The organism is Bradyrhizobium sp. CCGUVB14, from assembly GCF_024199935.1.
In the GTDB taxonomy this organism is placed as follows: domain Bacteria; phylum Pseudomonadota; class Alphaproteobacteria; order Rhizobiales; family Xanthobacteraceae; genus Bradyrhizobium.
Map to the genome: position 1 here is coordinate 7527923 of NZ_JANADS010000001.1, position 13258 is coordinate 7541180.

The window sequence follows — 13258 nt, forward strand, 5'->3', positions numbered from 1 at the left end:
CTCACGCAGCCTTCGCGAGCGGTTGGGGCCGCTTGACCAGCACCATCACCGCAATGCCGCCGATCACGGTCAGCATGCCGGCGAGACGCAGCGGCCCGAACCGTTCGCCGAACACGATGCTGGAGGCGGCCGATCCGACGAACGGCACCAGCAGCGCGAACGGCACCACTTGCGCCGCGGGATAGTCACGCAGCAGCCGGCCCCACAGCCAATAGGCGATGCTGGTGGAGATCGCGCCGATCACCAGCAGGCAGATGAGGCCGGTCAGCGACATATGGATCAGCGACTGGAAGGTCGGCGCCGGCCCGTTCACGACGAGCGCGAGTGCGAACAGCGGCACCGCGGCGGTGAGGCACAGCCAGGCGAACAGATCGAACATCGGCGCGCCACGCGCACCGCGCAGCAGGAGATTGCCGACGGCAAAGCAGATCGGGGCGATCATCAGCACCGCGAAAGCGCCGACGCTGAAATCATAGCCGACGGTGCCGCAGATCATGAGCAGCCCGATTGCCGCAATGACAATTCCTAGCGTCTGTACCGGCGTCGGCCGCTCGCCGAAGACGAGCGCCGCGAAGCCGATCGTGAACAGCGCCTGGCTCTGCACGACGACGCTGGTCAGCCCCACCGGCACACCATGGGCGATGCCGTAGGCCTGGCTCAGGAACTGGCCGAGAAACAGCGTAAAGCTGATGGCGATCAGCAGCGACCAGGCGACCTTCGGTCTGGGAATGAACAGGCACGGCACCGCGGCGATGGAAAATCGCATCGCGGTCATCAGCTCCGGCGAAAATTCGTCGAGCGCGATCCGGCTCGCCACAAAGGCAAACCCCCAGATGATCGCCACCATGAGGGCGATGAGGATATCGGCCGGCTTCATTGTTGTTTCCGGTTCTGCCCTGTCGTGCAGCCCTGCTTGTTCTTCTGGTCTAGCCTTGCTCGCCGGCTTTGGGTTTGCGGAGGAGATAAGTGCCGTGCATCGGTGCGTGATAGTCGGCCGAGACCAGCGTGAAACCGACGTCGGTCAGCATCCGCTCCATCACCCAGCCGAAGGTGGAATATTCGTCGCGCATATGCGTCACCACGCCCTCGCGCGAGAAATCATGGTTCTTGATTTGGTAGTCGGCCCACTCCTCGACATTGCGCTCGACGGCATCGGGCATCGAGGCGTAGACGATGTCGCGCAGGTAGAAGCTCGCGCCGGGCTTCAAAGCGCGAAAGATCCGCGACATCGCCACGACCTTCCAGAAGTCGGGCAGGTGATGCAGCGTGAACTCGCTGACGATCAAATCGTAGGATTCCGGCCGGTAGGCAAAGCTGAGCAGGCCGGCGGACTGCGTCCGCACGGGCGCCTTGCGGTCGCGGGCATAGATCTCGGCCAGCGCCAGCATCGCCGGCGAGATGTCGATGGCGTCAACCTCGGCGCCCATCAGCGCCGCTTCGGTGGCGAGCACGCCATTGCCGCAGCCGATGTCGGCGATTCGCCAGCCGCGCTGAACTCCCAGCATTTTCAGTGCGGCGCGCGCCCGCAGATCGGCATCGTCGTGGGCGTCGTAGATCGACGCCACCGCGGGCTCGATGCCCATCCGGTTCCGCTCGTTATAATACCAGTCGCGCGCCAGCATGGTTCACATCCCTTCGGGCCCGCGGCCGATCGCGGCAACGCCGGTGCGCGACACCTCGACAAGGCCGAGCGGGCGCATCAGGTCGATAAACTGGTTGATCTTGTCGGTATTGCCTGTGATCTCGAACACAAAGCTCTCGGTGGTGGCGTCGATCACGCGGGCGCGGAACGCGTCCGCCAGCCGCAGCGCCTCGACGCGGTGCTCGCCCTGCCCGCGCACCTTCACCATCGCAAGCTCCCGCTCGATCGAGCGCTTGGTCTGGGTCATGTCGACGACCTGGTAGACCGGGATCATGCGATCGAGCTGGTGCTTGATCTGCTGGATCACCATCGGCGTGCCCGTGGTGACGATGGTGATCCGCGACAGATGCTTCTGCGCTTCAGTCTCCGAGACCGTGAGGCTCTCGATGTTGTAGCCGCGGCCGGAGAACAGGCCGATGACGCGGGCGAGCACGCCGGGCTCGTTCTGCACGAGCACTGCAAGTGTGTGCGTCTCGTTGGGATCATGGCGGTCTTCGATGAAGTAGGCGGATGCGGGCTGGTTCATTGTCGTCCCCTCTTGTCTCTTCCTCACGCCATCGCTGGCGCGTCCGTCCCGACCCAACGGCGGAACAGATCGAAATCGATATTGCCGCCGGACAGCACGAGACCGACGCGCTTGCCCTTCAGCTTGCTCTTTTCCTGCAGCGCCGCGGCGAGCGCGGCAGCGCCTGCGCCTTCGGCGAGATTGTGTGTATCGGTCCAGTAGGCGCGGATCGCCGCGGCGACCTCGTCGTCCGAGACCTCTACGATGCGCGAGGCCCCCTTGCGGATCAGCGCGAGCGCATCTTCGTCGGGGATACGCGTCGCCATGCCGTCGGCGAGCGTATTCGCCGTCTCGGTGGTCACGATTTTGCCGGCGGCGAATGAGAGTGCGTAGGACGGCGCTTCCGTCGACTGCACACCGACGATCTCCGTCTTCAGGCCAAGCAGATCACGCGCCATGATGCAGCCGCAGATGCCGGAGCCCTGCCCGATCGGCACGTAGAGAACGTCGAGATCGGATGCGGACCGGAACAGCTCGAGCGCATAGGTCGCAACGCCCAGCACGAGGTCCGGGTGGAATGACGGCACCATGTGGAGCCCGGCGAACTGCGCACGCCGCTCGGCCTCCTCGCGCGCGGCCTGAAAGTCCTCGCCGTGCTCGACCAGCTCGGCGCCAAAGGCCTTCATCGCGCGGTTCTTCTCGACCGAATTGCCGCGCGGCACGTAGATGACCGCCGGCACGCCGTGACGGCTCGCGGCAAAGGCCAGGCTCTGGCCGTGATTGCCGCGCGTCGCCGAAATGATGCCGGGCGTGTTCGGCCGCTCACGCTTGAGACGGTCGAGATAGACGAGCCCGCCGCGCACCTTGAAGGCGCCGATCGGCGTGTGGTTCTCGTGCTTGACCACGACCTCGGTCCCGAGCCGCCCAGCGAGCAAGGGCCAGGCGCGCGCCGGCGTTGCCGGCACCGCCTGCCCCACGATCGCATGTGCGCGCTCGAGCTCCGTCAGGTCGAACATGGCCTCACACCAGCGCCTTGCCGCCGGCGAAGGCCTTGGCGGTGGCTTCATCGTTGGCCTGCTCGGGCAACAGCATCTCGTTATGCGCCTTGCCGGAGGGAATCATCGGGAAGCAGTTCTCCAGCGCCGCAACACGGCAGTCGAACAGCACCGGGCGCTTCACCGAGATCATCTCCTTGATGGCGCCTTCGAGATCGGCAGGCTTGGTGACCTGGAGACCGACGCCGCCATAGGCTTCCGCGAGCTTGACGAAATCCGGCAGCGCCTCCGAGTAGGAATGCGACAACCGGTTGCCGTGGAGCAATTGCTGCCACTGCCGCACCATGCCCATGTACTGGTTGTTCAGGATGAAGATCTTGATCGGCAGCTCGTACTGAACCGCCGTCGACATCTCCTGCATCGTCATCTGCACCGAGGCATCGCCCGCGATATCGATGACAAGGCTGTCGGGATGCGCGACCTGCACGCCGATCGCCGCGGGCAGGCCGTAGCCCATGGTGCCGAGACCGCCCGACGTCATCCAGCGATGCGGCTCCTCGAAGCCGTAGAACTGCGCCGCCCACATCTGGTGCTGGCCGACTTCGGTCGTGATGTAGGTGTCCTTGCCGCGCGTCGCCTCGAACAGGCTCTGGATTGCGTGCTGCGGCAGGATGATGTCGTTGCTCTTCTTGTAATAGAGCGAGTTGCGGGCGCGCCACTGCGCGATCTGCTGCCACCAGGTCTTGATGTCGGGCTTCTTCGCCTCGGCCTTGAACACCTGGAGGATGTCGCCGAGGATGTTGCCGCAATCGCCGATGATCGGGACATCGACGCGGATGTTCTTGTTGATCGAGGACGGGTCGATGTCGATGTGGATCTTCTTCGAGTTCGGCGAGAACGCATCGACGCGGCCGGTGATGCGGTCGTCGAAGCGCGCGCCGACGCACAGCATGACGTCGCAATCATGCATGGTCATGTTGGCTTCGTAGGTGCCGTGCATGCCGAGCATGCCGAGCCAGTTCTTGCCCGATGCCGGATACGCACCCAGGCCCATCAGCGTGGAGGTGATCGGGAAGCCGGTGACCTCGACCAGCTCGCGCAAGAGCTTGGTCGCCTCAGGACCGGAATTGATGACGCCGCCGCCGCTGTAGATCACCGGGCGCTTGGCGCCGGCGAGCAGCGACACGGCCTTGCGGATCTGCGTCGCATCGCCCTTCACGCGGGGCGCGTAGGAGCGGTGCACGTCGGACTTGCGCGGCGGATGATAGGTGCCGGTCGCGAACTGCACGTCCTTGGGAACGTCGACCAGCACCGGGCCCGGACGGCCCGTGGTCGCAACGTAGAACGCCTCGTGCAGGACTTTGGCGAGATCGTTGACGTCGCGCACCAGCCAATTGTGCTTGGTGCAGGGACGCGTGATGCCGACCGTGTCGCATTCCTGGAACGCGTCGTTGCCGATCAGATGCGTCGGCACCTGGCCGGAGATGCAGACCAGCGGGATCGAGTCCATCAGCGCGTCGGTCAGCGGCGTCACCATGTTGGTGGCGCCGGGGCCGGAGGTCACCAGCGCAACGCCCGGCTTGCCGGTCGAGCGCGCGTAGCCCTCGGCGGCGTGGCCCGCGCCCTGCTCGTGGCGAACCAGGATGTGCTGGACTTCGCTCTGCTGGAAGATCTCGTCGTAGATCGGAAGCACCGCGCCGCCGGGATAGCCGAAAATGTCGGTCACGCCGTGATCGATGAGCGCGCGGACGATCATTGCGGCGCCGGTCATCTGGTTCGGATCGTGGCTCTTGTCGGTCATTGGCTTGCTCCGGATGCGCTGTTGTCAGCGGCTTCGTTCGTGTCGGGTTCGGGAAATAAAAAAGGCCCCGAAGAGGGACCCTGCACACCGCCTGTCATGTGGATGGCAGCTAGCCACCCCCGGCGGTGTGCCTGGGTACGACGGCGATAAGGAGTTTGGTAATAATGTTACGCATGGCAGGCGCTCAGCTTCCCAAAGGTTGCGCGAAACATAACGACCAAAGCCCCGATGTCAAGGCAAAGCGGCCATTCCCACGCGATTTTGGCAGTGTAGCGGTGTTCCCGTAGTTCGGCGAGAGGTAAATGCGGGAACCCGCGCACAAAAGCACGTCAACCGGGATCCCGGACCGCGTGGGCGGCATCCGCCAGCCACCCCCTTGCCGCCCCAGGCTTCACCCACTCGAATTCCGGCAACTGATGCCGAAACCAGGTGAATTGCCGCTTGGCGTAGTGGCGGGTGTCGGCCCGGCCGATTGTGGCGGCCTCCTCCAGGCTGAGCTCGCCGCGCAGATGCCGGGCCAGGGCCGGCACACCGTGGGCCTTCATGGCCGGCAGCAGCGGATCGAGGCCGCGGGCCGCGAGCCGCTCCACCTCTGTCAGGGCGCCGGCGCCCAGCATGGCGTCGAACCGGGCATCGATCCGGGCATAGAGCTCATCGCGCTCGGGCGCGAGAAACACCGCGCGAAAACGATCCTTGGGCAACAGCGGTGGCTCGCCCTCATGATGCCAGTCGAGCAGCGAACGACCGGTCGCCTCGACCACTTCGAGCGCACGTGCGATCCGCGTCCTGTCGCGGAAATTCAGTCGATCGGCGGCGCGGGAATCGCGACGCGCGAGTTCCGCATGCAGGGCCTCCACGCCGTTGCGCTCCAGCCGGGCACGTACGTCCTCACGTATTTCCGCAGGGATCGGCGGCACCACCGAGAGACCCGCCGTCAAAGCCTTGAAATACAGCCCGGTGCCGCCGACGAAGATCGGCAGGCGGCCCTCCGCTTTCGCCTCTTCCAGCATCTTCGCGGCGTCAGCCACCCAGGCGCCGGCGGAGAAATTCACGGCCGCATCGACATGGCCATAGAGGCGATGCGGAACGCGCGCCTCCTCGTCCTGCGTGGGACGCGCAGTGATGACGCGGAGGTCGCGATAGACCTGCATGGAATCGGCATTGATCACGATTCCGCCCGTGTTCAGCGCAAGCTCGAGCGCCAGGGCCGACTTGCCGCTGGCGGTCGGGCCTGCGATAAGCACGGCCTTGCTCGAATGCCTCTCGCTCACGAAAACCTCAAATGTCCCTCGTCGCCACGCTGATCTGCAATCCCGCCAATCCCGCCCTCGACTCGACCATTGTCGACGGCGCCCGCGCCGTGCTGCCGCAAGCGGCCCCCGCGCACTGGCTGTTCGACGGGGTTGCGGTCGACATTCCCTTCGGCGCCGACAGTAACCTCGAAGCCGACCGTCACGCCATCGAAGAGCGATTGCGCGAGCTTCGCGGCGATCTGCCCATCGACATCGTGGTGCAGCCTGCCGGCGTCCGGCGCAAGAAGCTTTTTCTCGCCGACATGGATTCGACCATGATCGGCCAGGAATGCATCGACGAGCTCGCCGATCTCGTCGGGATGAAGGCCCACGTCGCCGCCATCACCGAACGCGCGATGCGCGGCGAGATCGAGTTCGAACCGGCACTGCGCGAGCGCGTCGCGCTGTTGAAGGATCTCCCGGCCAGCGTCGTCGACGAGGTGCTGGCCAAGCGCATCACGCTGACCCCGGGTGGCCGCGAGCTGGTCGCGACCATGCGCGCCAACGGCGCCTACACCTGCCTCGTCTCCGGCGGCTTCACCCTGTTCACCAGCGCGGTCGCCACAAAAATCGGTTTCCAGGAGAACCGCGCCAACGAGCTCGTCGTGCGCGACGGCAAGTTCACCGGCGAAGTGAAGGAGCCGATTCTGGGTCGCGCCGCCAAGCTGGCGACTCTGGTGGATTTGATGGAGTCGTTCGATCTCGACGACATCGACTCGGTCGTCGTCGGCGACGGCGCCAATGATCTCGCGATGATCCAGGCCGCCGGACTGGGCGTGGCGTATCACGCCAAGCCTGCGGTGGCGGCCGCCGCGGCTGCGCGGATCGACCACGGCGATCTCACCGCGCTGCTGTATGCGCAGGGCTATCGGCGGGACGAATTTGTCGAGGCGTAGTCTCTCTTGCTACACGCACCGCAGCCGTAGGGTGGGCAAAGGTGCACTTGCGCCGTGCCCACCATTCTTGCCGCAACGGTAAAAGGTGGTGGGCACGCTTCGCTTTGCCCACCCTACAGGACTGTGCGTCCCTTACTGCACGCTCAGCGCCACGAACCGCAGCTCGCCGTCGCCGTTCGAGACCAGCAGCAGCACGGACTTCTTGCCGTCTTTCTTGAGCTGGTCGACCCGCTTCTGGATGTCGGCACCGCTCGCGACCGCTTCCTGCGCGACTTCGACGATGACGTCGCCGGCGGAGAGCCGCTTCTCGGCGGCATCCGAATTGGCGTCGACATTGGTGACGACAACGCCCTTGACGGTGTCCTTGATCTTGTAGCGCGTGCGCAGATCCTTGTTCAGCACGGCGAGATCGAGGCCGAGCGCCTTCTGCGTCACCGGCTTCTCCGGCGGCGGCTCGTCGGTCTTCACCGCGGCCTGCACCTTGTCCGGATCCTGCAGGCGGCCGAGCGTGACCTTCTTGGTCTGCTCCTCGCCCTTGCGGATGATGATGACGTCGACCTCCTTGCCGACCGCGGTGTCTGCGACGACGCGGGACAGGTCCTTCGGGTCCTTGACGTCCTTGCCGTCGAACTTGACGACGACGTCACCGGGCTCGATACCGGCCGGCTTGGCCGGGCCCTTGTCGTCAACGCCGGCCACCAGCGCGCCGCGCGCCGGCTTGATGTTGAGGCTCTCGGCGATCTCGTCGGTGACGCTCTGGATGCGCACGCCAAGCCAGCCGCGGCGCAGTTCGCCGAACTGGCGGAGCTGATCCACGACGCCCGCGACCGTCTTCGACGGCACGGCGAAGCCGATGCCGATCGAGCCGCCGGAGGGCGAGATGATCAGGGTGTTGACGCCGATGACGTCGCCTTCGAGGTTGAACAGCGGGCCGCCGGAATTGCCGCGATTGATGGCGGCGTCGGTCTGAATGTAGCTGTCATAGGGCCCCGAGGAGATGTCGCGGTTCTTGGCCGAGACGATGCCCGCGGTCACGGTGCCACCGAGGCTGAAGGGGTTGCCGATCGCAACCACCCAGTCACCCAGGCGCAGCTTGTCGGAGTCGCCGAACTTCACGGCAACCAGCGGCTTCGGCGGCTTGAACTTCAAGACTGCGAGGTCGGTCTTCTTGTCGACACCGACGAGCTCAGCCTTGATCTTGGTGCCGTCGTTGAGAATGACGTTGATCTCATCGGCATCGGCGATGACGTGGTTGTTGGTCACGACGACGCCGGAGGTGTCGATGATGAAGCCGCTGCCGAGCGAGTTGGCCTTGCGCGGCGGGCCGCCGCCGTTATCGCCGCCCTTGCTGCCGCCGCCGGGGCCTTTGCGGTTCTTGAAGAAATCGTCGAAGAATTCCTCGAAGGGCGAGCCGGGCGGCAGTTGCGGCATGGTGTTGCTGCCGCCGCCCTTGGCCTCGACCGTCTGCGAAGTCGAGATGTTGACGACCGCGTCGATCACCTTCTCGGCGACGTCGGCGATGCCCTCCGGTCCGCGTGCCTGTGCCGGCGAGCCGAACACGCTGAAAGCGCCGATGGCGAGCGCGGCCAGCCCAAATCGCGCATGTTGGCGCAAGCGGGTCGTGACAATGGTGGCAGCGGTCATTGTGGTCTCCAGAGAAAAGGATTCGGCCTCAAGACTGCGCTCGAACGGGGTCACGGCGCAAGCCGGAGCTTAACGGGCCTGAAGACCCGCACAATACGGCGAAAACCCGCCCCTCGCCTTCACTTTGGCGTTGGCTCAGCGGCTAGATCGGACGTCGCATCACCCAGATCAGGATCAGGCCGGCCACGGCCGATCCGATCCCGACCGCCCGCAGGATATTGTCCGGCGTGGCAATGGCGCTCTTCATGGCTTTCCGCATCCAGTTCGGACTGGCCGCGAACATCAAGCCTTCCAGCACGAACAGAATGCCTAAGCCGATGAGGAAGTCGGCGAACGCAATGGACCTCATCGGATTGGAACCTCCCGTGGTGCTGTTCTTGTCTGGACGAAGGGCGGCCAAACCTGCCGCCCTTGTCTAGCTTACGGTTTCGCCGGCGTCTCGGTCGCCGTCTTGCCGGACGGGTTACCAAAATACCGGAAGAAATCCGAGTCCGGCCGCAGCAGGTAGCGGGTGTCGTCCTTCTTCAGCCCGTTTTCATAGGCCGTCATCGACCGGTAGAAGGCGAAGAAGTCAGCATCCTTGCCATAGGCTTCGGCGAACAGGCGGTTACGCTCGGCGTCACCGACACCGCGCGTCTGCTCGGCCTGCGAGTTGGCCTCGGCAATGATCACGGTTGCCTCGCGATCGGCCTTGGAGCGGATCTCCTGTGCCTTCTGGCCACCCTGCGCGCGGAACTCGGCCGCTTCACGCTGACGCTCGGTCTGCATGCGCTGGTACACCGCCTGGCTGTTCTGCTCCGGCAGATCGGCGCGACGGATCCGGACGTCGACGACCTCGATGCCGTAACCGTCGGCCTCCTTGTCGAGCTGCTCGCGGATGCGCCCCATCAGCTTCTCGCGTTCATCACGCACCACAGTGATGAAGTTGACCTCACCGAGCACGCGGCGCAGCGCCGCGTTCAAGAGCGAAGTGAGCTGGAGATTTGCCGCCTGGATCGAACCCACGCTCTGGTAGAAGCGCAGCGCGTCCTTGATGCGATAGCGCGCAAAGGCGTCGACCACGAGCCGCTTCTGGTCGGAGGCAATGACCTCCTGCGAGGGATTCTCGAGGTCGAGAATCCGCTTGTCGATGTTGATCACGGAATTCCAGGGCGCCTTGAAGTGCAGCCCGGGATCGGTGACGACGTCCACCGGCTTGCCGAATTGCAGCACGATGGTCTGCTCGGTCTGCTGCACCGTGAACAGCGACATGTAGGCGACAATCGCGACCAGAAGTGCCGCAAGCAGCACGACGATGCCTGTAACCGGAGACCTCATCTTGTGCCTCCGCTCGACTGCTGGCCCGTCGTCGTGGGCTTCTTGGCCGACAATTCGTTGAGCGGCAGATAGGGCACGACGCCCTGGCCCGAGGGGCCACCGTCATAAATCAGCTTGTCCGAGCCGCCGAGCACGCGCTCCATCGTCTCCAGATAGATCCGTTCACGCGTCACGTCGGGCGCCTTCTTGTATTCCTCGTACACCTTCAGGAAGCGTGCGCTCTGGCCCTTGGCCTCGGCAACCGCCTGCTCCTTGTAGCCTTCGGCAGCCTGCAGGATCTGCGCAGCCTTGCCGCGCGCTTCCGGCACGACCTTGTTGGCATAGGTCTGCGCTTCGTTCTGCAACTGCTCGAGATTGGCGCGCGCTGCCTGCACGTCGCGGAAGGCATCGATCACCTGCGCCGGCGGATCGACCTTCTGCATCTGCACCTGGGTGATCTGGATGCCGGCGCCGTAGCCGTCGAGCGTCTTCTGCATCAGATCCTGCACGGTGCTCTCGGTCTGCGTCCGCGCGCCGGTCAGGATCGGCTGGATGTTGGAGCGCCCGATCACCTCGCGCATCGCGCTTTCGGCGACGGCCTTCACGGTGCCTTCGGGGTTCTGGATGTTGAACAGGAAGTTGCCGACGCCGTTGGGCTTGATACGCCACAGCACGGTGAAGTCGACATCGACGATGTTCTCGTCGCCGGTCAGCATCAGGCTCTCTTCCGGCACGTCACGGATCGAGCGGCCGCGGCGGGCCGGATCGTCGATCAGCGTCATGCCGATGGAAATGGTCGAGACGCGCAGCGCCTTCGGCAACAGCACGGTCTCGATCGGATAGGGCAGATGATAGTTCAGGCCGGGGTCCACGGTGCGCACATGCTTGCCGAAGCGCAGCACGACGCCCTGCTCTTCGGACTGCACGCGGAAGAAGCCCGACAGCAGCCAGAGCGCGACGACGATGAGCAGGATCAGCGTGATGCCGATGCCGGAGAAATAGCCACCCGGCATGATCTGCTGCAGCCGGTCCTGGCCACGCCGCAGAAGATCCTCCAGATCCGGCGGCCTCGGCCCGACCGGTTGCGGGCCTGTGCCCCATGGTCCTTTCGGACCCGAGCCCCATGGGCCACCGCCCTGATTCTTCCACGGCATTCGACGCTCTCCTCGGCAGACCGGGACTAGAACTAAAGCCGGCCCGCATTGTCCGGTCCGGCTTTATAGGGGACCGAAAGGACCCTTACAACGCAAGCCTGACCGACCCACGAGCTAAGCTCGGGGGTAGAAAAGTCAATGTTAACATTGGCGAATGCGGTTAATGGGACGGCCGCCGACGATATGTCACATAGGAGAAGTCGGCGCTGTCGTCCGGCCCGGCCGGATGGCGAACGCGCCCGGTCTCGTCCCACTGCGCCCTGTCGATCTCGAAATGCGTGTCGCCATCGGGCCGCGCATGCACTTCGGTGATTTCAAGGCGATCGGCCCGGTCGAGCCATTGCCGGAAGATTTCGGCGCCGCCGATCACGGCGATTTCAGCGGCTGAACGCCGCAGGGCGTCACCAAGCGCAACCGCGGCCGCATCCGCCGCCGATGTCGTGACGACGGCGCCGGCGGCGCGATAGGCCGCATCGCGCGTGATCACGATGTTGGTGCGGTTCGGAAGCGGCCGGCGCCCCGGCAAAGACTCGAAGGTCTTACGGCCCATGATCACGGGCTTGCCTACGGTGAGCGCCTTGAAGCGCGCCAAGTCGGACTTCAATCGCCACGGCATCGCGTTGCCGGCGCCGATGACGCCGTTCTCCGCGATCGCAACGACGAAGACGATCTCCATCAGGTCGCACTCCCTGCAAGCCGCGTCAGTGCAGGACCGGAGACCCGGCACAGCGTCCAGTCGTCCAGCATCGCGGCGCCGAGCGATTTGTAGAACGCGATCGACGGCGCGTTCCAGTCGAGCACCGCCCATTGCAGGCGCGACCAGCCGTTGTCGACGCATTCCTTCGCCAGATAGACCAGCAGCGCCTTGCCGAGGCCTTTGCCCCGATGCGACGGCCGCACATACAAATCTTCGAGATAGATGCCGTGGCGACCGCTGAAGGTGGAGAAATTCAGGAACCAGACTGCAAAGCCGGCGGGCTCGCCGTTCCACTCGGCGATCGCGCAAAACAACCGCGGATCGCTGCCGAACAAGGCCTCGGCAATGTCAGCCTCGGTTGCCTCGACCTCATGCGAGAGTTTTTCGTACTCGGCGAGTTCGCGGACGAAACCAAGCACGAGCCCTGCTTCGCCAGGACGTACGCGGCGGATGTTCAACGCCATCGACGCTAGACCGCGACTGCCGCCTTGATGTGCGGATGCGGATCGTAGCCGACGAGCTCGAAGTCCTCGTAGCGGAAGGAGAAGATGTCCTTCACATCGGGGTTGATGCGCATCACCGACAGCGCACGCGGTGCGCGCGTCAATTGAAGCCGGGCCTGCTCCAGATGGTTGGAATAGAGATGGGTGTCGCCGAGCGAATGCACGAAGTCGCCGGGCTTCAGGCCCGTGACCTGCGCGACCATCATGGTGAGCAGCGCGTAGGAGGCGATGTTGAAGGGCACGCCGAGGAACACGTCGGCCGAGCGCTGATAGAGCTGGCACGACAGTTTTCCGTTGGCGACATAGAACTGGAACAGCAGATGGCAGGGTGGCAGCGCCATCTTGTCGACATCGGCCGGATTCCAGGCGGTGACGATCAGCCGGCGCGAATCCGGGGTGCGCTTGATCATATCGATGACCTTGGCGATCTGGTCGATGCTGCCGCCATCAGGCGTCGGCCAGGAGCGCCATTGATGACCGTAGACCGGGCCGAGATCGCCATTGGCATCCGCCCACTCGTCCCAGATCGTGACGCCGTTATCCCTGAGATATTTGATATTGGTGTCACCCTTCAGGAACCACAGCAGTTCATGCACGATCGCCTTCAGCGGCAGCCGCTTGGTCGTCAGCATCGGGAAGCCGGCGGACAGATTGAAGCGCATCTGATGGCCGAACACCGACAGCGTGCCGGTACCGGTCCGATCTGTCTTCTCGGCGCCGTCTGAAAGAATCCGCTCGAGCAGGTCCTGATACTGGTGCATGTGCGATAGAGCCTTTGGGGAGGCGGCGAACTTAACGGCGCCCCCGGCGCTGTGACAGCGGCGATTCGCTGG

General features: G+C 64.6%; 14 protein-coding genes. 1 reads left to right on the plus strand and 13 read right to left on the minus strand.

Annotated features, from left to right (window positions below; genetic code table 11):
• Position 1 precedes the first annotated feature (1 nt).
• The 6 genes from NLM32_RS35140 to miaA all read right to left on the minus strand — a co-directional run bounded on the left by NLM32_RS35140 (position 2) and on the right by miaA (position 6214).
• Positions 2–877 (minus strand): EamA family transporter, encoded by an 876-nt coding sequence (locus NLM32_RS35140; RefSeq protein WP_254133285.1) that lies wholly within the window; start codon positions 875–877, stop codon positions 2–4.
• A gap of 49 nt (positions 878–926) precedes the next feature.
• Positions 927–1622 (minus strand): class I SAM-dependent methyltransferase, encoded by a 696-nt coding sequence (locus NLM32_RS35145; RefSeq protein WP_254133286.1) that lies wholly within the window; start codon positions 1620–1622, stop codon positions 927–929.
• 3 nt (positions 1623–1625) lie between these two features.
• Positions 1626–2168 carry an acetolactate synthase small subunit gene (ilvN, locus tag NLM32_RS35150; protein ID WP_254133287.1) on the minus strand — a complete coding sequence of 181 codons (543 nt, stop codon included), beginning with the start codon at positions 2166–2168 and terminating at the stop codon, positions 1626–1628.
• A gap of 23 nt (positions 2169–2191) precedes the next feature.
• Entirely contained in the window at positions 2192–3163 is a 972-nt protein-coding gene (locus tag NLM32_RS35155) for a threonine dehydratase (protein WP_254133288.1), read from the minus strand.
• Between the two features lie 4 nt (positions 3164–3167).
• On the minus strand, positions 3168–4943 hold the full coding sequence (locus NLM32_RS35160) for an acetolactate synthase 3 large subunit (protein WP_254133289.1): 1776 nt from the start codon (positions 4941–4943) through the stop codon (positions 3168–3170).
• A gap of 329 nt (positions 4944–5272) precedes the next feature.
• Entirely contained in the window at positions 5273–6214 is a 942-nt protein-coding gene (gene miaA, locus NLM32_RS35165) for a tRNA (adenosine(37)-N6)-dimethylallyltransferase MiaA (protein WP_254133290.1), read from the minus strand.
• 11 nt (positions 6215–6225) lie between these two features.
• Here miaA and serB point away from each other — a divergent pair, with 11 nt between their 5' ends.
• Positions 6226–7131, plus strand: coding sequence for a phosphoserine phosphatase SerB (gene serB / locus NLM32_RS35170; RefSeq protein WP_254133291.1), 906 nt, complete (start codon positions 6226–6228; stop codon positions 7129–7131).
• 132 nt (positions 7132–7263) lie between these two features.
• On the opposite strand, the gene NLM32_RS35175 is transcribed toward serB, so the two are convergent.
• The 7 genes from NLM32_RS35175 to NLM32_RS35205 form a co-directional block, all read right to left on the minus strand.
• A complete protein-coding gene (locus tag NLM32_RS35175) occupies positions 7264–8775 on the minus strand; it encodes a Do family serine endopeptidase (protein ID WP_254133292.1) in 1512 nt (503 codons plus the stop codon).
• Between the two features lie 142 nt (positions 8776–8917).
• On the minus strand, positions 8918–9124 hold the full coding sequence (locus NLM32_RS35180; RefSeq protein ID WP_057747247.1) for a DUF2065 domain-containing protein: 207 nt from the start codon (positions 9122–9124) through the stop codon (positions 8918–8920).
• Positions 9125–9195: 71 nt separating this feature from the next.
• On the minus strand, positions 9196–10092 hold the full coding sequence (hflC, locus tag NLM32_RS35185; protein WP_254133293.1) for a protease modulator HflC: 897 nt from the start codon (positions 10090–10092) through the stop codon (positions 9196–9198).
• Positions 10089–11225 carry an FtsH protease activity modulator HflK gene (gene hflK / locus NLM32_RS35190; protein ID WP_254133294.1) on the minus strand — a complete coding sequence of 379 codons (1137 nt, stop codon included), beginning with the start codon at positions 11223–11225 and terminating at the stop codon, positions 10089–10091. The genes hflC and hflK overlap by 4 nt, the downstream gene beginning before the upstream one ends.
• 160 nt (positions 11226–11385) lie before the next feature.
• Complete coding sequence (locus NLM32_RS35195) at positions 11386–11901, minus strand: dihydrofolate reductase (protein WP_254133295.1); 516 nt, start codon at positions 11899–11901, stop codon at positions 11386–11388.
• A complete protein-coding gene (locus NLM32_RS35200; RefSeq protein ID WP_254133296.1) occupies positions 11901–12386 on the minus strand; it encodes a GNAT family N-acetyltransferase in 486 nt (161 codons plus the stop codon). The genes NLM32_RS35195 and NLM32_RS35200 overlap by 1 nt, the downstream gene beginning before the upstream one ends.
• 5 nt (positions 12387–12391) lie before the next feature.
• Positions 12392–13186 carry a thymidylate synthase gene (locus NLM32_RS35205; RefSeq protein ID WP_254133297.1) on the minus strand — a complete coding sequence of 265 codons (795 nt, stop codon included), beginning with the start codon at positions 13184–13186 and terminating at the stop codon, positions 12392–12394.
• Between the last annotated feature and the right edge of the window lie 72 nt (positions 13187–13258).

What these genes read in the sequence shown, in the direction of transcription:
- NLM32_RS35140 (WP_254133285.1), bottom strand. Translation starts at nt 877, where the DNA reads ATGAAGCCGGCCGATATCCTCATCGCCCTCATGGTGGCGATCATCTGG.
- NLM32_RS35145 (WP_254133286.1), bottom strand. Translation starts at nt 1,622, where the DNA reads ATGCTGGCGCGCGACTGGTATTATAACGAGCGGAACCGGATGGGCATC.
- ilvN (WP_254133287.1), bottom strand. Translation starts at nt 2,168, where the DNA reads ATGAACCAGCCCGCATCCGCCTACTTCATCGAAGACCGCCATGATCCC.
- NLM32_RS35155 (WP_254133288.1), bottom strand. Translation starts at nt 3,163, where the DNA reads ATGTTCGACCTGACGGAGCTCGAGCGCGCACATGCGATCGTGGGGCAG.
- NLM32_RS35160 (WP_254133289.1), bottom strand. Translation starts at nt 4,943, where the DNA reads ATGACCGACAAGAGCCACGATCCGAACCAGATGACCGGCGCCGCAATG.
- serB (WP_254133291.1), top strand. Translation starts at nt 6,226, where the DNA reads ATGTCCCTCGTCGCCACGCTGATCTGCAATCCCGCCAATCCCGCCCTC.
- NLM32_RS35175 (WP_254133292.1), bottom strand. Translation starts at nt 8,775, where the DNA reads ATGACCGCTGCCACCATTGTCACGACCCGCTTGCGCCAACATGCGCGA.
- NLM32_RS35180 (WP_057747247.1), bottom strand. Translation starts at nt 9,124, where the DNA reads ATGAGGTCCATTGCGTTCGCCGACTTCCTCATCGGCTTAGGCATTCTG.
- hflC (WP_254133293.1), bottom strand. Translation starts at nt 10,092, where the DNA reads ATGAGGTCTCCGGTTACAGGCATCGTCGTGCTGCTTGCGGCACTTCTG.
- hflK (WP_254133294.1), bottom strand. Translation starts at nt 11,225, where the DNA reads ATGCCGTGGAAGAATCAGGGCGGTGGCCCATGGGGCTCGGGTCCGAAA.
- NLM32_RS35195 (WP_254133295.1), bottom strand. Translation starts at nt 11,901, where the DNA reads ATGGAGATCGTCTTCGTCGTTGCGATCGCGGAGAACGGCGTCATCGGC.
- NLM32_RS35200 (WP_254133296.1), bottom strand. Translation starts at nt 12,386, where the DNA reads ATGGCGTTGAACATCCGCCGCGTACGTCCTGGCGAAGCAGGGCTCGTG.
- NLM32_RS35205 (WP_254133297.1), bottom strand. Translation starts at nt 13,186, where the DNA reads ATGCACCAGTATCAGGACCTGCTCGAGCGGATTCTTTCAGACGGCGCC.